We start from the raw sequence: 21,210 nt of genomic DNA on the forward strand, positions 1-21,210 counted from the left end.
CCGCGCCCCCGGAGCGCCGTCGCGCCGTCAGCCCAGCTCGCCCTCGGCGGCCAGTTCCGCGAGCCGCACCAGCGTCCGCACCGCCGAGCCGGTACCGCCCTTCGGCGTGTAGCCGAAGGGGCCGCCCTCGTTGAAGGCCGGGCCCGCGATGTCCAGGTGCGCCCAGGCGATGCCCTCGCCGACGAACTCGCGCAGGAACAGGCCGGCGACCAGCCCGCCGCCCATCCGCTCACCCATGTTGGCGATGTCGGCGGTGGGCGAGTCCATGCCCTTGCGCAGGTGCTCGGGCAGCGGCATCGGCCAGGCCGGCTCGCCGACCTCCTCGGCCGCCTCGTGCACCGCGGCGCGGAAGGCGTCGTCGTTCGCCATGATCCCGTACGTGCGGTTGCCCAGCGCCAGCATCATCGCGCCGGTCAGCGTCGCCACGTCGACGATCGCGTCGGGCTCCTCCTCGGAGGCCGCCCACAGCGCGTCGGCCAGCACGAGCCGGCCCTCGGCGTCCGTGTTCAGCACCTCGACGGTCTTGCCGCTGTACATGCGCAGCACGTCACCCGGGCGGGTCGCCGAACCGGAGGGCATGTTCTCGGCCAGTGCCAGCCAGCCGGTGACGTTCACCCCGAGGCCGAGGCGGGCGGCGGCGACGACGGCCGCGAACACGGCGGCGGCGCCGCTCATGTCGCACTTCATCGTCTCGTTGTGCCCGGCCGGCTTGAGCGAGATGCCGCCGGAGTCGTACGTGATGCCCTTGCCGACGAAGGCGAGCGTCTTCGTCGCCCCGGACGGGGTGTACGACAGCTTCACCAGGCGCGGACCGGCGGCGGAGCCGGCGCCGACGCCGAGGATGCCGCCGTAGCCGCCCTTGGCGAGCGCCTTCTCGTCGAGCACCTGGACCTTGATGCCGTGTTCCTTGGCGGCGGCCTGGGCGATCGCGGCGAACGCCTCGGGGTCGAGGTCGTTCGGCGGGGTGTTGATCAGGTCGCGGGCGCGGTTCAGTTCCTCGGCGACGGCGGTGGCGCGCTCGACGGCCGCCCGGTGGGCGTTGTCGCGGGGCTTGGCGCCCAGCAGCGCGGCCTCGGCCAGCGGGCCCTTGCCCTTCTTCTTGCCGCGGGCGTCCCCGCCCCGGTCCTTGTAGGCGTCGAAGGAGTACGCGCCGAGCAGCACGCCCTCGGCGACGGCGCCGGTGTCGGCGGCCTCGGTGAGCGGCAGGGCGAACGCGGCCTTCTTCGAGCCGGCCAGGGCGCGGGCGGCGGACCCGGCGGCCTGGCGCAGCGCCTCGGCGTCCCAGCCCTCGCCGTCCTCGGGCTCGGAGCCGAGGCCCACCGCCACCACGAGGGGCGCCTTGAAGCCGGACGGCGCGGGCACCTTCGTCACCTCGCCCTCGGCACCGGAGGCGCCGAGGGTCTCCAGGACGCCGGCGAGTCCGCCGTCGTAGGCGCTGTCCACGGCTTCGGCGCCCGGTGCGACGAGCGGGCCGTTTGCGCCCTTGGCGACACCGATCACGATCGCGTCGGCCCGCAGGCCGGGCACCGCGGCGGTGCTGAGAGTGAGAGCAGTCACGGTGGTGAATTCTCGCTTCCGTATGAAGTCTTGAGTGGCCGAATGCGGGTGGGTCGACCGGGCCCGACAACCGACCCTAGATCCCTCCTGCGTTGCGGTCCTTACCCGGGCGGGTAATCGACCGGCACGAGCCTACGCGCGACCGCGTGTCCGATCCCTCCCCCGGGGCCCCTTTCCCGCCCGGGGACGTGCCGGCGGGCAGCGCTTGCCGCCGGGTCAGCCGAGGACGAGCACCACCAGGGCGGTCGTGGCCGCCGTCTCCGCCACCGCGCCGAAGACGTCCCCCGTGACCCCGCCGAAGCGGCGCACGCAGCGCCGCAGCAGAACACCGGCGGCCCCGGCGGCGCACACCACCGCGAGCGCCGCCCGCAGCGCCCCGTACGCCCCGAACAGCGCGCCCCCGGCCGCCGCGGACCCCACCACGGCGGCGGCCACGAGCAGCGCCGCGCGCACCGGCACCACCCCGGCGACGGCCGCGCCGAGCCCCTCGGGGCGCGCGGACGGCACCCCGGACCGGGCGGCCAGGGTCAGCGCCAGCCGGGCCGCGGTCGCCGACACGACCGCGGCGAACGCCCCTCGCGCCCAGGACCCCTGGTACGCCTCGGTGAGCGCGGCCACCTGGGCGAGCAGCACCAGGACCAGGACCAGCACGCCGAAGGGGCCGATGTCCGACTGGCGCATGACGCGCAGCGCGTCCTCGGCGGGCTTGCCGCTGCCGAGCCCGTCGGCGGTGTCGGCGAGCCCGTCCAGGTGCAGCCCACGGGTGAGGGCGGCCGGGACGGCGGCGGTGGCGACGGCGGCGAGCGGCGCAGCGGCGCCCAGGAGCAGCAGCACGAGACCGGCCCCGGCCGCGAGGACGCCGACGACCACGCCGGCCAGCGGCGCCCAGAGCATGCCGCCGCGGGCGGCGTCCCGGTCCCAGCGGGTGACCCGGACCGGGAGGACGGTGAGGGTGCCGAAGGCGAAGCGGAGGCCGTCGGAGGCGGGGGTCCTGAGCACCGGCGCAGACTACCCGGCGTCCGCCAGGGCGCCCGCGGCCGGGGAGGAAACGCGCTTACGGGAGATGGGCGGCGGCTCCGGAACATCGTCGAACCGGGCAAGACGCCACTGCTCCCCGCCCTCGTGCCCGGGGCCGGCCCCGGGCTCGGCGGGGGCCTTGTGCGCGGGGTCGGTCTCGGGCCCCTCGGCGACCGTGCCCTGGAGCCGCCCCCGGCGGGGGTTACGCGTCCCGGGCAGGTGCCGTGCCGTGCTCGGCGGGGGCCCCGCGCCTGGCGTCGGCCCCGGTCTCGGCGGGGGCCTTGTGCGCGGGGTCGGTCTCGGGCCCCTCGGCGACCGTGCCCTGGAGCCGCCCCCGGCGGGGGTTACGCGTCCCGGGCAGGTGCCGTGCCGTGCTCGGCGGGGGCCCCGGGCCCGGCGTCGGCCCCGGGCTCCGCGTCCGCCTCCGGGGCGGCGGGGGCGGGGCGTTCGGGGAGGTCCGCCGCGAGGGCCGCGGCCGCCTGCACCAGCGGCAGGGCCAGCAGTCCGCCGGCCCCCTCGCCCACCGTCACCCCCTGCGTCAGCAGCGGCTCCAGGCCCATCCGGTCCAGCGCCTTCGCCTGCGCCGGCTCCCCGCTGTCGTGCGCCGCGAGCCACCAGTCCGGCGCCCGGAACGCGACCCGCTGGCCCACCAGCGCGCACGCCGCCGCCACCACGCCGTCCAGCAGCACCGGCGTCTTGCGCACCGCGCTCTGGAGCAGGAAGCCCGTCATCGCCGTGAGGTCGGCCCCGCCCACCGTCGCCAGCAGCCGGAGCTGATCGCCGAGGACCGGCCGGGCCCGCCGCAGCGCGTCGCGGATCGCCGCGCACTTGCGCATCCAGGCCAGATCGTCGATGGCCAGCCCGCCGCGCCCGGTGACCACCGAGGCGTCGGTGCCGCACAACGCCGCCACCAGCACGCCCGCCGCCGTGGTCCCGCCCACGCTCACGTCGCCGAGCACCACCAGGTCCGTACCGGCGTCGGCCTCCTCGTCGGCCACCGCGACCCCGGCCCGGAACGCCGCCTCCGCCTCCTCGGCGCTCAGCGCGTCCTCGACGTCGATGCGCCCGCCGGAGCGCCGCACCCGGTGCCGGACCACCTCGGCCGGCAGCGTGCCCGGCTCGCAGTCCAGCGCCATGTCGACGACGCGCACCGGCACCCCGAGCCGCCGCGCCAGCACCGAGACCGGACGCCCGCCCTCCAGCACCTCCCGCACCAGGTCCGCGGCGCCGCCGGCCGGCCGGGCCGAGACGCCCAGCTCCGCGACCCCGTGGTCCCCGGCGAACAGCACCACCCGGGGCCGCTGCACCGGCCGCACCGGCACGGCCGACTGCGCCGCCGCCAGCCACTCGCCCAGGTCGTCCAGGCGGCCCAGCGATCCAGGCGGCACCGCCAGCCGCTCCCGGCGGGCCTCGGCGTCCCGGCGCACCCCGCCGTCGGGACGCTCGATCAGATCGGTGAAGTCGTCGAGATTCAGCGAGCTCATTCGCCAGACAGTACCGGCCCCGCCCCCGGCCGCGGAGGGCACATCCGCACCGCGCCCGGGGGGCGTGGTTGCACCCCGGAAGGCCATCCGCTGCGTACCGTTTTGCGTGGATTGTCGTGTGTCGTGTCCGAGGCGTGTCCGTCCGCTTCAACCCTCTCGCCGGGAGCCGTCCATGTCCGTACCGCCCGCCCCCTCGGTCCCTCCCCTCCCCGTCCACGGGCCGCACCGCGAGGACTGCCCCTGGTGCGGCTCCCGGCGGCTGCGCCCCCGGCCCCGCCTGCGCGACCCCCGGCGCCACCCGCCCGTCCGCCCCGCCCTGGACCGCTGCCGCGACTGCGGCCACGCCTTCCGCAACCCCCTCGCCGGCCAGGGCACCGACCACCCCGCCGTGCGGGCCGGCTCCCGCCTCCGGCACGTCCTCGCCGCCCGCGCCGTCTTCCGGCGCTGCCCCGAACCCGAGAGCTGGCTCGACGTCGGCACCGGCGACGCCGACTTCCCGCACACCGCGCGCCGCTGGTTCCCGTACACCTCCTTCGACGGGGTCGACCCCACGCCCCGGGTGCTGCGGGCCCGCGCCGCCGAACGCGTCGAGGAGGCGCACGTCGGCCGCCTGACCGACCCGCTGCTGGCGGCCCGGCTGCGCGCCCGCTACGACGTGGTCAGCCTCTTCCAGCAACTGGAGCGCGTGCCCGACCCCCGGGCCGAACTGGCCGCCGCCCTCGACGCGTTGCGGCCTGGCGGCTTGCTCCTCCTCGACGTGGCCGACCCGCGCCGGCTGCGGGCGCTCGCCCCCGGCGGCACCCCGCACCCGGCCGGCCTCGCCGCCGAACTGGAGCGCCGGGGCTCCACGGTCCTCACCGCGCCGCAGGACCCCCGCCTGATCGCCCGCAAGGAGGCGTCAGCCGCGTAGCACCAGGGCCTGGCCGGCCACCACCAGCAGCACCTGCTCGCACTCCCCGGCGAACGCCGCGTTCAGCCGCCCGAGTTCGTCGCGGTAGCGGCGCCCCGAGGCGGTGGCCGGCACGATCCCCGACCCCACCTCGTTCGACACGGCGACGACGGTGCGCCCGGTGGCGCGCACGGCGGCCGTCAGCTCCCGCACCCGCTCCCGCAGCGCCCGCTCCCCGCCGTCGGCCCACTGGGCGTCGTCCCAGGCGCCGACGGTGTCCATCACGTCCGTCAGCCACAGCGACAGGCAGTCGACCAGCAGCGGCGGCCCGTCCTCGGCCAGCAGCGGCACCAGGTCGCAGGTCTCGGTGGTGCGCCAGGACCCCGGCCGCCGCTCCCGGTGCGCGCTGACCCGCGCCGCCCACTCGGTGTCCCCGCCGCGCGAGCCGCCGGTCGCCACGTAGAGCACGTCGGGGAAGGACTCCAGCCGCCGTTCGGCCTCCACCGACTTCCCCGAACGGGCCCCGCCGAGCACCAGCGTCCGGCGCGGCACCCCGGGCGCCTCCCCGCCGTCGCCGACGGCCAGCGTCGTCCCGTCCGGCACCGCCCGCGCCCCCGCCGCCGCGAGCCGCCGCTCCAGCTCGCGGCCGGATGGCGCGTCGTGGCCGACGTGCACCGCGACCACGTCGGTGGCCGGGCCCACCGCCCCCACCGCGCGCAGCCGCGCCAGCGCGTCCGGCCGGCCCACGAGATCGGCGAGGACCAGGTCGTAGCGGTCGGCCGGCTCCTCCAGCCCCGCGGGGGCGCCGCCCGGCGGCAGGTACAGCAGGCGCCGCCCGTCCGGCCCCGTCACCGCGTAGCCGGTGCCCGGCGCGTCCATCGCCACCGCCCGCACCCGGTGCCCGGTCAGCAGCGCCAGCTCCCGCCCGTCCGGCACCCGCCCCGGCTGCGGCAGCCCGGCCGGCACCTCCACCGCCGGCCCCTCGTGCGGGTGCGACAGCAGCACCTGCCGTACGCCGGTCAGCGAGTGCCCGGCGCGCGCGGCGGCGAAGGCGGCCCCGGGCGTCAGGTCGAACAGCAGCGCCCCGTCCACCAGCAGCGAGGTCGCCGCCCGTGCCCCGTCGCCCCGCGCCAGGGCGCAGGCCGCGCAGGGACAGTCGGGGCGGGGGAGTCCCGCGGGGTCACCGGTGCCGAGCAGAGTCACGTCCACGCCCCGATTTTCCCCGGCCGCCCCGGGTCCCGCCCGCCCGAGTCCCCCCGAGGGCGCGGCCGGCCGGGGCGGGGGCCGCTCGGGCGGCCGTCCGCCGGGCCGCGCCACCGCCCCGGCCCGGCCGGCGGCCGACGGGCGGGACCCTGCCCGGCCGGCGGGACGCGGCCTTCTGGGACCGGCCCCGGTCAGCGCATAGGCTGCGCCCGGGAGGCCGGACCGTGTGCCCGGTCCCCGCACGGCACGTGGCTCACCTCTGGGAGGCGTAGATGGCGGCATGGACGTGGCGGTTCGAGACGGCCGACGGGACGGAGGTCCGGCCCGCGGTGGAGCCCGAGGAGTTCACCACCCAGGGCGACGCCGAGTCGTGGCTCGGCGAGTACTGGAAGGACCTCAAGGCGGGCGGCGCGGACCAGGTGCGGCTCTTCGAGGACGCCAAGGAGATCTACGGGCCGATGAGCCTGCACGCCGACGCGGCCTGACGGCCGGCGGACGCCGCGCGCCCGGCGCGTGGGGCGGCGGGGCGGGACCCGTACGGGGTCCCGCCCCGGCTCACTGCTCGCCCAGCGTGACCTCCGCGGTGCGCCGGTCGCCGCCGCGGGTGTACGTCACCTTCACCCGGTCGCCCGGCTTCCGCGCCGCCAGCGCCTCGGAGAGCGAGGTGATCGTGGTGATGTCCGTATCGCCCAGCCGGGTGATGACGTCGCCGCTGCGCAGCCCCGCCTTGTCCGCGGCCCCGCCCTTCCTCACGTCGACCACGGCCACCCCGGCGGGCTGGAAGTCCCGGTCGACGACGGTACGGCCGGTGATCTCCAGCGCCGCCCGGCCCGAGTCGGTGACCTTGCCGTGCGCGATGATCTGGTCGGCGACGGTCTTCACCATCGACGCCGGGATGGCGAACCCGATGCCGGGGGCGGCGCTGTCGCCGAGGCCCGGGTCGGTCGCGGCGAGCGTCGGGATGCCGATGACCCGGCTGTCCAGGTTCACCAGCGCGCCGCCGCTGTTGCCGGGGTTGATGGCCGCCGAGGTCTGCACCATGTTGGCGATGGTCGCGCCCGTGCCCCCGCCGCCGCTGCCCTCGGTGACGGTCCGCCCGGTCGCCGACACGATGCCCTGCGTCACGCTGGAGGAGAGCCCCAGCGGCGAGCCCATCGCCAGCACGATCTGGCCCACCTCGACCGACGAGGAGTCCCCGAACACCGCCGCCCGCACGCCCTGCGGCACGGTGTCCAGCTTCACCACGGCGAGGTCCTGCTCCGGGTAGGCGGAGACGAGGGTGGCGGCGAGGGCCTGCTCGCTGTGGGCGGTGGTCACGCGGAAGGTCTTGCGGTCGCCGACCACGTGCGCGTTGGTGACGACGTGGCCCTTGTCGTCGTAGACCACGCCCGAGCCGAGGTCGTTGCCGGCCTGGATCTGCACGACCGACGGCAGGACGTTCTTGATCACCCGTTGGTAGTCGGCCTGGAGGCCGTCGCTGGCCCGTGCGGCGGCCCGCGCCGCGGTGCCCTCCCGCTCGCCCGACCCGGACCCGGCGTCCGGTGCGGAGGCCGCCGAGCAGCCGGTGGCGAGCAGCAGCCCGCACACCGGCACGGCGAGGCGCGTGCGGAGGGGGCGCGGGGGCGTGCGGGTGCGGGAAGCGTCCATGCCCCGAGTCTCACGGCCGGCCGCCGGACCGGCCCCCGGTGCACACCCGAACGGGCGGCCCGACGGCGGCGCGGCCCAGCGCCGAGGCGTGGGGGTGGCGGTGGGGCGTGGGCTGGGGGAGCGGCGAGCGGTGGTACGTCGGGAAGGCGTGCACCGGGGCCGCGGGCCCGGTACGGGGTGCGGTACGGCGGCGGGCGTCCGGTCGGCCGTGGCGCGGGCCCGGGTGCGGCGGGCGTCCCGTCGGCCGCGGCGCGGGCACGGGGGGCGGGTGGTGCCCCGTCAGCCGCGGACCCCGCACAGGTGCAGCAGCGCGGCCACCGCGCGGTAGGGGTCCGTGCGCCCGGCCCGCTCCTCGGCCGCCAGCAGCGCCGCGAGGTCGCCGTCCGGGGCCACGCCCGTCCCGGCCGGGGCGCCCGCCGCGTCCGTGAAGACCCGTACGCCGTACCAGGCGCGCAGCGGGGCGCCGATCCCGGCGAGCTTGGCCGTCAGCGTCGCCAGCCGGTCCGCGCGGACCCCGCCGCGGGGCCGGGCCGGGGCCGTCTCCCCCTCCGCGGGCGTCCGGGACGGCGGCAGGGCGGCCGGGACCGTCTCCCCGCCGTCGAAGGCGGCCAGCGCAGCGGACCACTCGCCGCGCAGCCCCGGGCGCATGGCGAGCGCGTCGCCGTTGCCCACCAGCAGGGACAGCAGCCCGCCCGGGGCGAGCATCCGGGCCAGCCCCGCGAGCAGCGGATCGGGTTCCTCGACGTACATCAGCATGCCGTGGCAGAGCACCACGTCGAAGCTGCCGGGCAGGAAGTGCACGCCGGTGTCGCGGCCGTCGCCCTCCAGGACGCGCATCCGCTCCCGGATGCCCTCGGGCTCGCGCGCCAGCGCGTCGCGGGCGGCGGCGATCGTCTCCGCGTCCCGCTCCACACCGGTCACCCGGTGCCCGGCCCGTGCCAGCCGCAGCGCCTGGACGCCGCGGCCCATGCCGACGTCGAGCACGCGCAGTCGCCGGCCGACGGCGAAACGGCCGGACATCTGCTCGTCGAGCTGCCGGGCCACCAGCTCCTGCCGTACGACGGCGGACCTGTCGTCCGGTCCGTCCAGCACGTCCCGTGCCGCGTCGCCCCCCGCCAGCGGTGTGACGCTCAGGGCCGCTCCCCGCGCTTGACGCGCGGCTTGGGCAGCCGGAGCCGGCGCATCTGGAGCGAGCGCATCAGCGCGTACGCGACGGCGCCGCGGCGGCGCTCGTCCGGGAACCGGTCGGCGAGGATCTTGCGCAGCCGGAAACCGCTGACGATCGAGTCGAGCACGATCATCACGATCACGACCAGCCACAGCAGCAGCGCGATGTTCTGCAGCGCCGCCACCCGGATCACGCTCAGCACGAGGATGATCACGGCCATCGGCAGGAAGTACTCGGCGATGTTGAAGCGCGAGTCGACGAAGTCGCGGGCGAACCGGCGGACCGGGCCCTTGTCGCGCAGCGGCAGGTACCGCTCGTCACCGCTGGCGAGCGCCTGGCGCTGCCGCTCCATCTCGACCCGGCGCTGCTCGCGCTGGCGCTTGGCCGCCTCCTTGCGCGTCATCGGCGTGTTGGCGACGCTACGGCGCTGGGACTGGGCCTCACTGCGCTTGGGAGTGGGCCTGCCCTTGGGGGCCTGCGGGTCGCGGGGCTGCTTGGAGTCGGTCACCGGCGCCTTGTCGGCGCTCGGGGCCTTCTCTTCCTTGGCACGGCTACGGAACACAGAACCCAAGGGTACGGGGTCGACGGGTGTGGACCCACGCCCGGTGGGGAACGATCCGGCAACACCGGGCGTCTGTAGGAGCACGGAGGGGTGCCGCGCGGCGGGCCGGAGTGTCGCTTTCCGGACATTCTCGGGGGGCGTCTCCTCCCTGCGCCGGACCGGAGGCGCGGGCGGTCGTCCTTGCGGATGAGCGCATCCGGCCCCGGACAGTGCGGTAATGGACGCAGGGCCCGTACTGTGGGTTCTGTTGCAGTCGCTGGAGCTGAGTCGGTCAGAAGGGGGCGCGCGAAGCCCATGAGCGGTGTCATGAAGCGTATGGGGATGATCTTCCGCGCGAAGGCCAACAAGGCCCTTGACCGGGCCGAGGACCCGCGCGAGACCCTCGATTACTCGTACCAGAAACAGCTTGAGCTGCTGCAGAAGGTGCGCCGCGGGGTCGCCGACGTGGCGACCAGCCGCAAGCGTCTGGAGCTCCAGCTCAACCAGTTGCAGTCACAGTCGTCCAAGCTGGAGGACCAGGGCCGCAAGGCGCTCGCGCTGGGCCGCGAGGACCTGGCCCGCGAGGCGCTCTCCCGCCGCGCCGCCCTCCAGCAGCAGGTGACCGACCTGGAGACCCAGCACGCCACGCTCCAGGGCGAGGAGGAGAAGCTCACCCTGGCGGCCCAGCGGCTCCAGGCGAAGGTGGACGCCTTCCGCACCAAGAAGGAGACCATCAAGGCCACCTACACGGCGGCCCAGGCGCAGACCCGCATCGGCGAGGCGTTCTCCGGCATCTCCGAGGAGATGGGCGACGTGGGCCTGGCGATCCAGCGCGCCGAGGACAAGACCGCCCAGCTCCAGGCGCGGGCCGGGGCCATCGACGAACTGCTGGCCTCCGGCGCCCTCGACGACCAGTCCGGCACGCACAAGGACGACATCCAGGCCGAGCTGGACCGGCTCTCCGGTGGTACGGATGTGGAGCTGGAACTGCAGCGGATGAAGGCCGAGCTGGCCGGCGGCGGCTCCGACGGCCGCCAGGCCATCGAGGGCGGCGAGCGGCAGGCGCAGCCCGAGCAGCAGACGCGGGACACGCCGCGCTTCGACAAGCAGTGACCACCACCGACGGCCACCGGGGTCCATCGCCGAGGAGGGCGACATGATCGTACGGATCATGGGGGAGGGGCAGGTGAGGCTGGCCGACGACCGGCTCGCCGAGCTGAACAAGCTGGACGACGAACTGCTGGCCGAGATGGAGAACGGCGACGGACCCGGTTTCCGCGCGACCCTCCACGCTCTGCTGGCCAAGGTCCGGGAGCTGGGCGAACCGCTGCCGGACGACGCCCTGGAGCCCTCGGACCTCATCCTCCCCGGCCCCGAGGCCACCCTGGAGGGCGTCCGCGACCTCCTCAGCGACGACGGCCTGATCCCCGGCGCCTGACGCCCCGGCGGCCTGCCGGGCACGGAGCGGCCCCCACCGGGCGCCGCCCCGCCCGGCCGGGGCGGCCGGTCGGCTCCCCGGCGTCAGGGCCGGCCCCCGTGGCGCCCGGGGCTGGGAGGGGACCGCGAGGGCCGGATAGCGTAGGCGGGCGTGAGTACCCTCGCGCGTGCACGGTGCCGCATCGGAGCGCATCCCTCGGCGCTGGACGCGGCCCTCGCGGCGCTCGTCCTGGGCTGCATGGTGGCCGGCACCTTCATGGACCGGCACGGACCCGACGGCGTCACCTGGGGCGTGCGCGCCCCCGACCCGCTCAGCCTGCTCCTCATGGTGCTCGGCGCCGCCGCCCTCGCCTTCCGCCGCCGCGCCCCGCTGGCGGTCCTCGCCGTCACCGGCGGCCTCTCGGTCCTCGAGTGCCTCACCGGCGAGCCGCGCGCCCCCGTCGTGATGTCCGCGGTCGTCGCCCTCTACACCGTCGCCGCCCGCACCGACCGCCCCACCACCTGGCGGGCCGGCCTGCTCACCATGACCGTGCTCACCGGCGCCGCCATGCTCGCCGGACCCCCGCCCTGGTACGCGCAGGAGAACCTCGCCGTCTTCGCCTGGACCGGCATCGGCGCCACCGCCGGGGACGCCGTGCGCAGCCGCCGGGCCTTCGTGCACGCCATCCGCGAACGGGCCGAGAAGGCCGAGCGGACCCGCGAGGAGGAGGCCCGCCGCCGCGTCGCCGAGGAGCGGCTGCGCATCGCCCGCGACCTGCACGACGTCGTCGCCCACCACATCGCCCTGGTCAACGTGCAGGCCGGCGTGGCCGCCCACGTCATGGACCGGCGCCCGGACCAGGCCAAGGAGGCCCTCGCCCACGTCCGCGCGGCCGGCCGCTCCGCGCTGGAGGAACTGCGCGCCACCGTCGGCCTGCTCCGCCAGTCCGGCGACCCCGAGGCGCCGACCGAGCCCGCCCCCGGACTCGACCGCCTCGACGAACTCGTCGCCACCTTCCGCAACGCCGGGATGCGCGTCGAGGTGGCCCGCGCCGACCAGGGCACAGTCCTGCCCACCGCCGCCGACCTCGCCGCCTACCGGATCATCCAGGAGGCCCTGACCAACGTGCGCAAGCACGCCGGGGCCGACGCCGCCGCCGAGGTCAGCGTCGTACGCGTCGGCACGGACGTCGAGGTGACCGTCCTCGACGACGGCACCGGCGAACCCGCCCCCGACGCCGCCCCCGACGGCGGTGGACACGGGCTGCTCGGCATGCGCGAGCGCGTCACCGCGGTCCGCGGAACCCTCACCACCGGCCCCCGCTACGGGGGCGGTTTCCGGGTCCATGCGATCCTTCCGGTCGGCAGCCGCACCGACACCGCGCAGGAGCCCGCATGACGATCCGTGTCCTGCTCGCCGACGACCAGGCCCTGCTGCGCAGCGCCTTCAGGGTGCTGGTCGACTCCGAGCCCGACATGGAGGTCGTCGGGGAGGCGTCCGAGGGGGCCGAGGCGGCCCGGCTGGCGGCCGCGCACCGGCCCGACGTGGTCCTCATGGACATCCGCATGCCCGGCACCGACGGCCTCGCCGCCACCCGCATGATCAGCTCCGATCCGGCGCTCGGCCGGGTCAAGGTGGTCATCCTGACCACCTTCGAGGTCGACGAGTACGTGGTGGGCGCGCTGCGCGCGGGCGCCTCCGGCTTCCTCGGCAAGGGCGCCGAGCCCGGCGAACTGCTCAACGCGATCCGTGTCGCGGCCGGCGGCGACGCGCTGCTCTCCCCGGCCGCCACCAAGGGGCTGATCGCCCGCTTCCTCGCCCAGGAGGGCCCCGGCGGCGCCGACCGCGACCCGCGCCGCGCCGAACGCCTCGCCGCGCTGACCGGCCGCGAGCGCGAGGTGCTGGTGCAGGTCGCCGGCGGGCACTCCAACGACGAGATCGCCGAACGCCTCACCGTCAGCCCGCTCACCGTCAAGACCCACGTCAACCGGGCGATGGCCAAGCTGGGCGCCCGCGACCGCGCCCAACTCGTGGTGATCGCGTACGAATCGGGCCTGGTCCGTCCGAGGGTGGACTGAGTCCCCCGGGCCGTACTGCGCAGGGAGTAGGCGGGCCCCGGGAAATGGACCTGGGGCTTACGGAACCGGGGCCGCGCATGCCCCAGGGTGTGAGGTGGGCGCCGACGTGCCCGCTCTCCGCTCAGGCCACAGAAGGAAGACCCTCACCCATGTCCTGGCTGTCGAGATTCAGCCTCGCGCAACGGGCCCTGATAGGGCTGATGTCGATCATCGCGCTCGTCTTCGGGGCGATCGCGATCCCCCAGCTCAAGCAGCAACTGCTGCCCACCATCGAACTGCCCATGGTGTCCGTGGTGGCGCCGTACCAGGGCGCGTCGCCGGACGTGGTCGAGAAGCAGGTCGTCGAACCGATCGAGAACAGCCTCCAGGCGGTCGACGGGATCTCCGGCGTCACCTCGAAGGCTTCCGAGGGCAGCGCCGTGATCATGGCGTCCTTCGACTACGGCAACGGCACCCAGCAACTCGTCGCCGACGTCCAGCAGGCCGTCAACCGCGCCCGCGCCATGCTCCCGGCCGGGGTGGACCCGCAGGTCGTCTCCGGTTCCACGGACGACATCCCGACCGTGGTCCTCGCCGTCACCTCCGACAAGGACCAGCAGGCCCTGGCCGACCAGCTCGACAAGGCCGTCGTCCCGGAGCTGAAGGGCATCGACGGCGTCGCCCAGGCCGTGATCGACGGCGTCCGCGACGTCCAGATCACCGTCACCCCGGACCCGGCGAAGCTGGCGAAGGCGAAGCTCGCCCCGCAGGCGATCGGGCAGGCCCTCCAGGCGGGCGGCGCGACCGTCCCCGCGGGCTCCTTCGACGAGGCCGGCGCCAACCGCACCGTGCAGGTCGGCGGCGGCTTCACCTCCCTGGAGCAGATCCGGGACCTGCGCGTCGCCGGCCAGGGCGGCGGCAAGCCGGTACGCCTCGGCGACGTGGCCGAGGTCGAGCAGCAGGAGGCCCGCGCCGACTCCCTGACCCGCACCAACGGCAGGCCGAGCCTGGCCGTCGCGCTCACCATGGACCACGACGGCAGCGCGGTCTCGATCTCGCGGGCGGTCGAGGACATGCTGCCCGAGCTGCGCGAGTCGCTCGGCTCCGGCGCCACGCTCACCGTGGTCAGCGACCAGGGACCGGCGGTCTCCAAGGCCATCGAGGGCCTGACCACGGAGGGCGCGCTCGGTCTGGTCTTCGCCGTCCTGGTGATCCTGGTCTTCCTCGCCTCGGTCCGCTCCACGCTGGTCACGGCGGTCTCCATCCCGCTGTCGGTGGTGCTGGCGCTGATCGTGCTGTGGACCCGCGACCTGTCGCTCAACATGCTGACGCTGGGCGCGCTGACCATCGCCGTCGGCCGCGTCGTCGACGACTCGATCGTGGTCCTGGAGAACATCAAGCGGCACCTGGGCTACGGCGAGGAGCGGCGCGAGGCCATCCTCAAGGCCGTGCGCGAGGTGGCCGGCGCGGTCACCTCCTCGACCCTCACCACGGTCGCCGTCTTCCTGCCGATCGGCCTGGTCGGCGGCATGGTCGGCGAGCTGTTCGGCTCGTTCAGCCTGACCGTCACCGCCGCGCTGCTGGCCTCGCTGCTGGTGTCGCTCACCGTGATCCCGGTCCTGTCGTACTGGTTCGTGCGGCCCCCGAAGGGCACCCCCGAGGACGCGGCGGAGGCCCGCCGGGTGGCCGAGGAGAAGGAGGCGCGCAGCCGTCTGCAGCGCCTGTACATCCCGGTCCTGCGCTTCGCCACGCGGCGCCGGCTGACCAGCCTGGGCATCGCCGTCGCGGTACTGCTCGCCACCTTCGGCATGGCCCCGCTGCTGAAGACGAACTTCTTCGACCCGGGCGAGCAGAAGGTCCTCAGCATCAAGCAGGTACTGAAGCCGGGCACCAGCCTGGCGGCCACCGACGAGCAGGCCGCGAAGGTCGAGCGGCTCCTGTCGGAGACCAAGGGCGTCAAGGACCACCAGGTCACCATCGGCTCCTCCGGCTTCATGGCGGCCTTCGGCGGCGGTACGGACAGCAACCAGGCCAGCCACCAGGTGATGCTGGAGGACTCGGCCTCCTCCGAGAAGGTCCGCACCGCGCTGGAGGAGGGTCTCGCCCGGCTCGACGGCATCGGCACCACCACGGTGTCGACCGGTGACGGCTTCGGCAGCCAGGACCTGAGCGTCGTCGTCAAGGCGTCCGACGCGAAGGTGCTGCGCGAGGCGACGGAGCGGGTCCGCGAGACGGTCGCCGGGCTCGACGACGTCACGGACGTCACCAGCGACCTGGCGCAGAGCGTGCCGCGGATCTCGGTCACCGCCAACGAGCGTGCCGCCGAGGCCGGTTTCACCGAGCAGACGCTCGGCGCGGCCGTCGCCCAGGCGGTGCGCGGCACCCCGGTGGCCAAGGCGGTCGTGGACGACGCCGAGCGCGACGTGGTGATCCGCTCCGCGCAGTCCGCCCGGACGCTCGCCGAGCTGAAGGCGCTGCCCCTCGGCCCGGTGAAGCTGGGCGACATCGCCACGGTCGAGCTGGTGGACGGCCCGGTGTCGATGACCCGGATCGACGGCCAGCGCGCGGCGACGGTCACCGCCCGCCCCACCGGCGACAACACCGGCGCGGTGAGCGCGACCCTCCAGACGGAGATCGCCGGGCTCAAGCTGCCGGCCGGCGCCACGGCCGAGATCGGCGGCGTCAGCGCCGACCAGGACGAGGCGTTCGCGAGCCTGTTCCTGGCCATGCTGGCCGCGGTCGCCATCGTGTTCATGCTGCTGGTCGGCACCTTCCGGTCGCTGGCCCAGCCGCTGATCCTGCTGGTGTCCATCCCGTTCGCGGCGACCGGCGCCCTCGGCCTGCTGCTCGTCACCGGCACCCCGATGGGCGTCCCGGCGATGATCGGCATGCTGATGCTCATCGGCATCGTGGTCACCAACGCGATCGTGCTGATCGACCTGATCAACCAGTACCGCGCGCGGGGCCACGGCATCGTCGAGGCGGTGATCGAGGGCGGCCGGCACCGGCTGCGGCCCATCCTCATGACCGCGCTGGCGACGATCTTCGCCCTGCTGCCGATGGCGCTGGGCGTCACCGGCGAGGGCGGCTTCATCGCCCAGCCGCTGGCCGTGGTGGTGATCGGCGGTCTGATCACGTCGACCCTGCTGACGCTGCTGCTGGTCCCGACGCTCTACGCCATGCTGGAACTGGGCAAGGAGCGCCGGGCGAAGAAGCGCGCGGCCAGGCGCGGCGAGGTGCCGCCCCAGCCGGAGCCCACCCAGGAGCCGGAGCCGGCCCAGGTCTGACCCGGCCCGCACGCACCACGGGAAGGGGGTGCCCCGCAGGACGCGGGGCACCCCCTTCGGGCGTGCGGCGGGTGGGACCCGTGGGTGAGGAACCGTTACGGCAGCGCCAGCATCCGCTCCAGGGCGAGCTTGGCGAACGCCTGGGTCTCCTCGTCGACCCGGATGCGGTTGACGAGGGTGCCCTCGGCGAGCGACTCCAGCGCCCAGACCAGGTGCGGGAGGTCGATGCGGTTCATGGTGGAGCAGAAGCAGACCGTCCGGTCGAGGAAGACGACCTCCTTGTCCTCCGGCGCGAAACGGTTCGCCAGCCGGCGCACCAGGTTCAGTTCGGTGCCGATGGCCCACTTGGAGCCGGCCGGCGCCGCCTCCAGCGTCTTGATGATGTACTCGGTCGAGCCGACGTGGTCGGCCGCGGCCACGACCTCGTGGCGGCACTCGGGGTGCACCAGGACGTTGATCCCCGGCACCCGCTCGCGCACGTCGCGCACCGAGTCGAGGCTGAAGCGGCCGTGCACCGAGCAGTGACCGCGCCACAGGATCATCTTGGCGGCGCGCAGTTCCCCGACGGTCAGACCGCCGTTCGGGCGGTGCGGGTTGTAGACGACGCAGTCGTCGAGGGAGAGGCCGAGGTCCCGCACCGCGGTGTTGCGCCCGAGGTGCTGGTCGGGCAGGAAGAGGACCTTCTCGCCCTGGGCGAAGGCCCACTCCAGGGCCCGGCGGGCGTTGGAGGAGGTGCAGATGGTGCCGCCGTGCTTGCCCGTGAACGCCTTGATGTCCGCGGACGAGTTCATGTACGAGACGGGCACCACCTGCTCGGTTATCCCGGCCTCGGCCAGGACGTCCCAGCACTCGGCGACCTGCTCGGCGGTGGCCATGTCGGCCATGGAGCAGCCGGCCGCGAGGTCGGGCAGCACCACCTTCTGGTCGTCGGTGGTCAGGATGTCGGCCGACTCCGCCATGAAGTGCACACCGCAGAAGACGATGTACTCCGCCTCCGGGCGGGCGGCGGCGTCCCGGGCCAGCTTGAAGGAGTCGCCCGTGACGTCGGCGAACTGGATGACCTCGTCGCGCTGGTAGTGGTGGCCGAGGACGAAGACCCTGTCCCCGAGCTTCTCCTTGGCCGCGCGGGCGCGGGCGACCAGGTCCGGGTCGGAGGGGGAGGGCAGATCGCCGGGGCACTCCACGCCGCGCTCGCTGCGCGGGTCGGCCTCGCGGCCGAGCAGGAGCAGGGCGAGGGGAGTCGGCTGCACGTCGAGCTCCTGGGGTTGGGCGGTGGTCACGACACGCACCCTTTCTACTTTTCGTCGAACTGACGCTATATATCATAACCGGTTCACGTCACTTTGACGATGCCCATCGCGTCGCTGTGACGTGAATCCCGGCGCCCGCATCGCTGTCCGCCCCCCGGGCCATGTGCGAGCATGAAGGGCAGGCCGAGGGGAAAAGAACGGGTCCGGCCCGGAATGAATCCGCGGCCCCGCCGGTTGGAACCGTCGGCAAGCAGTCTCCGTACAACCCGGGAGAGATGTAGATGTCCGTATCGGACGAGACCACCACCGTCACCGACGGCATCATCCTGACCGACGCCGCCGCGTCGAAGGTCAAGGCGCTGCTCGACCAGGAAGGCCGCGACGACCTGGCGCTCCGCGTCGCCGTCCAGCCCGGCGGCTGCTCCGGCCTGCGCTACCAGCTCTTCTTCGACGAGCGCTCGCTCGACGGCGACGTCCTGAAGGACTTCGACGGCGTCAAGGTCGTCACCGACCGCATGAGCGCCCCCTACCTGGTCGGCGCCACCATCGACTTCGTGGACACGATCGAGAAGCAGGGCTTCACGATCGACAACCCCAACGCCACCGGCTCCTGCGCCTGCGGCGACTCCTTCAGCTAAAGAGCGGACGGAACGCGAGCCTTCGAGGGCGGCGGCACCGGCGACCCGCCGGCACCGCCGCCCTTCGGCGTGCGCCGCCCCTTTCGGCCGGCTCGCGTCAGCGGGCGCCGGGCAGCCGGGCGCCCGGCTTGTGCGGCCGGATCGCGGTGCCGTCCGGCGCGACGACGGAACGCGCGCCGAGCGGCTCCTCCAGCCGCACCGTCCGCTCGTCCTCCCGCGCGAGCAGGACGCAGACCTTCCCCGGCTCCGCGCGCTCGGTCACGGTGACCGTCACCTCGTCCTTCCCGGCCTCGGCGGACGCCTCGTAGGAGGAGCAGACGCCGCCGGTGAAGTACACGGTCAGCTCACCGCCCTCCGCCCGGTACCCCTCGACGCGCACCTCCCGCGTCACGGACCCCTCCGCGGGGGCCGGGGAGCGCGTGGCCGCCGGCGCGAGGTGCGCCGGGTCGACCGCCGGGTACGTCACCGTCTCCGTGGACCTCGCGCCCGGCCGCCGCACCTCGAACAGCCAGGACGGCACCAGCACCGGCCGCCCCCGCACCGGATGCGCGGCCAGCCCGAACACCGCCTCCTCCACCGACGCCGTCCCCGGCTCCGCGGCGCCCGGCCGCGCCGCGGGCCCGGCCGGGCAGGGCGCGGCGAGCCCCGCCCCCGGCGGCGGCCCCGTCTCCTCCAGCGGTACGGCGCTCGCGCAGCCGCCGACTCCGCCCGCCGGGCCCGCGCCCGGCGCGTTCAGCAGGTCCAGCGTCCGCCCGGCGTCCAGCACCGGGTACGCGTCGCCCCGCACCGGCGCCGCCATCCGGCCCCCGCCGCCGGACACCTCGCCCCCGGGGCCGACCAGCACCCCGGTCGTCCAGCCGCGGGTCGGCAGCCCGTCCACCACCGGATCGGCGTTCACCGCGCGCTGCGCGCCGGTCACCTGGCCCGCGTCGAGCCGGGCCGTCCCCAGCCCCAGCGCCTCCAGCACCGGCGCCGCCGCCTTCCTCGCCGCGGCCTCGTCCACCGGGGTGCCGCCGGACGGCGCCGGGCAGGCCCTGCCCTTGCGGCAGTCGTCGGAGCCGGGGGCGTAGCGCTGGAACGTCCAGGTGCCCGGCGCGGCCCGCTCCACCGTGAGCACCGCGCCCGAACCGCCGTCGACCCGGCCCGCCTTCCACGTCCCGCCGCGCTCCACCGGCGGGTCCGTCACGCCGAGCGCCTTCGCCAGCCGGGCCACGTCCGCCGCGCCGACCTCGCCCCGCGCCCGGTACACCGGCGCCGAACCGGGGCCCTCGGGCAGCGGGCCGGAGGCGCGGTAGCGGACGCCGGACGGATCGGGCTCGCCCGGGGCGATGCCGGCGCCGCCGGTGTCCGGCGCCGGGTGGTCGTCGAGCACCAGCGGCGGGGGAGTGCCGCCGCCCGCGGAACCGGCCGCGGTGCCGTCCGCGCGGGACTGGCCGGAGGCCGACGCCAGCCAGGCGCCGCCGCCCCCGGCGAGCAGCACCGCCGCGGCGACACAGGCCACGACCGCGCCCCGCGGACGCCGCCCCGGACGCGGGCCGCCCGCCCCGGGGACCTCCCCCGGGGCGCCGGAGGCGCCGGCCGCCTCCGGGGGCGCGGCGCCGCCCTCGTGGTTCCCGTCTCGCTCGGTGTTCACCGCATCGCTCCTTCGGCCGTGTCGGGGGACGGCGGTGAGACGCGGTGGACGGACGTCCGGTTCCCGGTGACGGCACGCGTCACCCGGACGGCGTCAGTCGCCGTACTCCGACATGGCGTCCAGCAGCCGCGCCGACGTCCCCGGCACGCGCACGCCGTGCAGGAGCGAGAGCGGGACCGGGCGGGCCTCGCCGTCCGCCGGAGCCGACCAGCGCGCGGCCATGCGGGCGCAGTCGCCGCGCAGGGAGGCGAGGTCGCCCTCCAAGTCGGCGGGCGCGGGGGCGGTGGCCTCGATGTTCGTCATGGGGGCACCGTAGGCCGGTTCCGGGCGGGGCGGAAAGTTCTACCCTCGGGTAGTTTCACCGCGGTGCCCCTTCCGCCCGGGGGGCCGCCGGGTAGCGTGGACTCCTCACCCGCCTCCCCCTCAGGAGAGAGTCACGCCGTGCGCATCGCAGTCACCGGCTCCATCGCCACCGACCACCTCATGACCTTCCCCGGCCGCTTCTCCGACCAGCTCGTCGCGGACCGGCTGCACACGGTCTCGCTCTCCTTCCTGGTCGACCAGCTCGACGTGCGCCGCGGCGGTGTCGCCGCGAACATCGCCTTCGGCATGGGGCAGCTCGGCACCCGCCCGGTCCTGGTGGGGGCCGCCGGTTCGGACTTCGCCGAGTACCGCGCCTGGCTCGACCGGCACGGCGTGGACACCGGCTCGGTGCGCATCTCCGAGACGCTGCACACCGCCCGCTTCGTCTGCACCACCGACGCCGACCACAACCAGATCGGCTCCTTCTACACGGGCGCGATGAGCGAGGCCCGCCTCATCGAGCTGAAGACCGTCGCCGACCGGATCGGCGGCCTCGACCTGGTCTCCATCGGCGCCGACGACCCGGAGGCCATGCTCCGGCACACCGAGGAGTGCCGCTCGCGCGCCATCCCCTTCGCCGCCGACTTCTCCCAGCAGATCGCCCGCATGAACGGCGACGAGATCCGGATACTGCTGGACGGGGCGACCTACCTCTTCTCCAACGAGTACGAGAAGGGGCTCATCGAGACCAAGACCGGCTGGAGCGACGAGGAGATCCTCGGCCGCGTCGGCCACCGCGTCACCACCCTCGGCGCCCGCGGCGTGCGTATCGAGCGGGCCGGCGAGCCGCCCATCGAGGTCGGCTGCCCCGAGGAGGAGCGCAAGGCCGACCCGACCGGCGTCGGCGACGCCTTCCGGGCCGGCTTCCTCTCCGGCCTCGCCTGGGGCGTCGGCCTGGAGCGCGCCGCCCAGGTCGGCTGCATGCTGGCCACCCTCGTCATCGAGACCGTCGGCACCCAGGAGTACCAGCTCCGCCGCGCCCACTTCATGGAGCGCTTCACCAAGGCGTACGGCGACGAGGCCGCGGGCGAGGTCCGCGCCCACCTCGGCTGAGCGCCC

Annotated in this window: 19 protein-coding genes; 9 read left to right on the plus strand and 10 right to left on the minus strand. The window is 75.4% G+C overall.

Annotated features, from left to right (window positions below; translation table 11 throughout):
* Positions 1-27: 27 nt before the first annotated feature.
* From VM636_RS22125 to cobT, 3 genes are all read right to left on the minus strand, one after another.
* Positions 28-1,557, minus strand: a complete 1,530-nt coding sequence (locus VM636_RS22125; RefSeq protein WP_338485432.1) for a leucyl aminopeptidase — start codon at positions 1,555-1,557, stop codon at positions 28-30.
* A 216-nt stretch (positions 1,558-1,773) separates the two neighbouring features.
* Positions 1,774-2,556, minus strand: a complete 783-nt coding sequence (locus VM636_RS22130) for an adenosylcobinamide-GDP ribazoletransferase (protein ID WP_030417770.1) — start codon at positions 2,554-2,556, stop codon at positions 1,774-1,776.
* A 362-nt stretch (positions 2,557-2,918) separates the two neighbouring features.
* Complete coding sequence (gene cobT / locus VM636_RS22135; protein ID WP_053912580.1) at positions 2,919-4,058, minus strand: nicotinate-nucleotide--dimethylbenzimidazole phosphoribosyltransferase; 1,140 nt, start codon at positions 4,056-4,058, stop codon at positions 2,919-2,921.
* Positions 4,059-4,230: 172 nt separating this feature from the next.
* Between cobT and VM636_RS22140 the strand changes: the two genes are divergently transcribed.
* Positions 4,231-4,968, plus strand: coding sequence for a methyltransferase domain-containing protein (locus VM636_RS22140; RefSeq protein WP_030417772.1), 738 nt, complete (start codon positions 4,231-4,233; stop codon positions 4,966-4,968).
* Here VM636_RS22140 and VM636_RS22145 read toward each other — a convergent pair.
* Positions 4,957-6,156 (minus strand): bifunctional adenosylcobinamide kinase/adenosylcobinamide-phosphate guanylyltransferase, encoded by a 1,200-nt coding sequence (locus VM636_RS22145; RefSeq protein ID WP_053912582.1) that lies wholly within the window; start codon positions 6,154-6,156, stop codon positions 4,957-4,959. The genes VM636_RS22140 and VM636_RS22145 overlap by 12 nt on opposite strands.
* 266 nt (positions 6,157-6,422) lie before the next feature.
* On the opposite strand from VM636_RS22145, the gene VM636_RS22150 reads away from it, so the two are divergent.
* Positions 6,423-6,635 (plus strand): hypothetical protein, encoded by a 213-nt coding sequence (locus VM636_RS22150; protein WP_030417774.1) that lies wholly within the window; start codon positions 6,423-6,425, stop codon positions 6,633-6,635.
* 70 nt (positions 6,636-6,705) lie between these two features.
* Here the strand turns inward: VM636_RS22150 and VM636_RS22155 are convergent, their stop codons facing one another.
* The 3 genes from VM636_RS22155 to VM636_RS22165 all read right to left on the minus strand — a co-directional run bounded on the left by VM636_RS22155 (position 6,706) and on the right by VM636_RS22165 (position 9,611).
* The gene (locus VM636_RS22155; protein WP_338485436.1) at positions 6,706-7,797 is read right to left on the minus strand and encodes a trypsin-like peptidase domain-containing protein; all 1,092 of its coding nucleotides are present in this window, start codon (positions 7,795-7,797) and stop codon (positions 6,706-6,708) included.
* Between the two features lie 279 nt (positions 7,798-8,076).
* Complete coding sequence (locus tag VM636_RS22160; RefSeq protein WP_030417776.1) at positions 8,077-8,841, minus strand: class I SAM-dependent methyltransferase; 765 nt, start codon at positions 8,839-8,841, stop codon at positions 8,077-8,079.
* A gap of 86 nt (positions 8,842-8,927) precedes the next feature.
* Entirely contained in the window at positions 8,928-9,611 is a 684-nt protein-coding gene (locus VM636_RS22165; protein WP_199809319.1) for a DUF3043 domain-containing protein, read from the minus strand.
* Between the two features lie 231 nt (positions 9,612-9,842).
* Here VM636_RS22165 and VM636_RS22170 point away from each other — a divergent pair, with 231 nt between their 5' ends.
* The 5 genes from VM636_RS22170 to VM636_RS22190 all read left to right on the plus strand — a co-directional run bounded on the left by VM636_RS22170 (position 9,843) and on the right by VM636_RS22190 (position 16,267).
* Entirely contained in the window at positions 9,843-10,619 is a 777-nt protein-coding gene (locus VM636_RS22170) for a PspA/IM30 family protein (protein ID WP_078855627.1), read from the plus strand.
* A gap of 43 nt (positions 10,620-10,662) precedes the next feature.
* The gene (locus tag VM636_RS22175; protein ID WP_030417779.1) at positions 10,663-10,944 is read left to right on the plus strand and encodes a hypothetical protein; all 282 of its coding nucleotides are present in this window, start codon (positions 10,663-10,665) and stop codon (positions 10,942-10,944) included.
* Between the two features lie 150 nt (positions 10,945-11,094).
* On the plus strand, positions 11,095-12,321 hold the full coding sequence (locus VM636_RS22180) for a sensor histidine kinase (protein WP_030417780.1): 1,227 nt from the start codon (positions 11,095-11,097) through the stop codon (positions 12,319-12,321).
* Positions 12,318-13,001, plus strand: coding sequence for a response regulator transcription factor (locus VM636_RS22185; protein ID WP_030417781.1), 684 nt, complete (start codon positions 12,318-12,320; stop codon positions 12,999-13,001). Before VM636_RS22180 ends, VM636_RS22185 begins: the two co-directional genes overlap by 4 nt.
* A 149-nt stretch (positions 13,002-13,150) precedes the next feature.
* Positions 13,151-16,267, plus strand: coding sequence for an efflux RND transporter permease subunit (locus tag VM636_RS22190; RefSeq protein WP_053912584.1), 3,117 nt, complete (start codon positions 13,151-13,153; stop codon positions 16,265-16,267).
* A 95-nt stretch (positions 16,268-16,362) separates the two neighbouring features.
* On the opposite strand, the gene nadA is transcribed toward VM636_RS22190, so the two are convergent.
* Positions 16,363-17,547 carry a quinolinate synthase NadA gene (gene nadA, locus VM636_RS22195; RefSeq protein ID WP_030417783.1) on the minus strand — a complete coding sequence of 395 codons (1,185 nt, stop codon included), beginning with the start codon at positions 17,545-17,547 and terminating at the stop codon, positions 16,363-16,365.
* A 251-nt stretch (positions 17,548-17,798) separates the two neighbouring features.
* On the opposite strand from nadA, the gene erpA reads away from it, so the two are divergent.
* Entirely contained in the window at positions 17,799-18,155 is a 357-nt protein-coding gene (erpA, locus tag VM636_RS22200) for an iron-sulfur cluster insertion protein ErpA (protein ID WP_030417784.1), read from the plus strand.
* Between the two features lie 97 nt (positions 18,156-18,252).
* Here erpA and VM636_RS22205 read toward each other — a convergent pair whose 3' ends face one another.
* Together VM636_RS22205 and VM636_RS22210 are read right to left on the minus strand one after the other, a co-directional pair.
* The gene (locus tag VM636_RS22205; protein WP_053912585.1) at positions 18,253-19,788 is read right to left on the minus strand and encodes a hypothetical protein; all 1,536 of its coding nucleotides are present in this window, start codon (positions 19,786-19,788) and stop codon (positions 18,253-18,255) included.
* A 93-nt stretch (positions 19,789-19,881) separates the two neighbouring features.
* Positions 19,882-20,091, minus strand: a complete 210-nt coding sequence (locus tag VM636_RS22210) for a hypothetical protein (protein ID WP_030417786.1) — start codon at positions 20,089-20,091, stop codon at positions 19,882-19,884.
* A gap of 138 nt (positions 20,092-20,229) precedes the next feature.
* On the opposite strand from VM636_RS22210, the gene VM636_RS22215 reads away from it, so the two are divergent.
* Positions 20,230-21,204 carry a carbohydrate kinase family protein gene (locus VM636_RS22215; RefSeq protein WP_030417787.1) on the plus strand — a complete coding sequence of 325 codons (975 nt, stop codon included), beginning with the start codon at positions 20,230-20,232 and terminating at the stop codon, positions 21,202-21,204.
* Positions 21,205-21,210: the final 6 nt, after the last annotated feature.

The organism is Streptomyces sp. SCSIO 75703 (assembly GCF_036607905.1).
GTDB lineage: Bacteria > Actinomycetota > Actinomycetes > Streptomycetales > Streptomycetaceae > Streptomyces.

Coding starts and splice junctions, on each gene's coding strand:
- VM636_RS22210 (WP_030417786.1), bottom strand. CDS start 20,091: ATGACGAACATCGAGGCCACCGCCCCCGCGCCCGCCGACTTGGAGGGC.
- VM636_RS22185 (WP_030417781.1), top strand. CDS start 12,318: ATGACGATCCGTGTCCTGCTCGCCGACGACCAGGCCCTGCTGCGCAGC.
- VM636_RS22190 (WP_053912584.1), top strand. CDS start 13,151: ATGTCCTGGCTGTCGAGATTCAGCCTCGCGCAACGGGCCCTGATAGGG.
- erpA (WP_030417784.1), top strand. CDS start 17,799: ATGTCCGTATCGGACGAGACCACCACCGTCACCGACGGCATCATCCTG.
- VM636_RS22140 (WP_030417772.1), top strand. CDS start 4,231: ATGTCCGTACCGCCCGCCCCCTCGGTCCCTCCCCTCCCCGTCCACGGG.
- VM636_RS22175 (WP_030417779.1), top strand. CDS start 10,663: ATGATCGTACGGATCATGGGGGAGGGGCAGGTGAGGCTGGCCGACGAC.
- VM636_RS22170 (WP_078855627.1), top strand. CDS start 9,843: ATGGGGATGATCTTCCGCGCGAAGGCCAACAAGGCCCTTGACCGGGCC.
- VM636_RS22150 (WP_030417774.1), top strand. CDS start 6,423: ATGGCGGCATGGACGTGGCGGTTCGAGACGGCCGACGGGACGGAGGTC.
- VM636_RS22155 (WP_338485436.1), bottom strand. CDS start 7,797: ATGGACGCTTCCCGCACCCGCACGCCCCCGCGCCCCCTCCGCACGCGC.
- cobT (WP_053912580.1), bottom strand. CDS start 4,058: ATGAGCTCGCTGAATCTCGACGACTTCACCGATCTGATCGAGCGTCCC.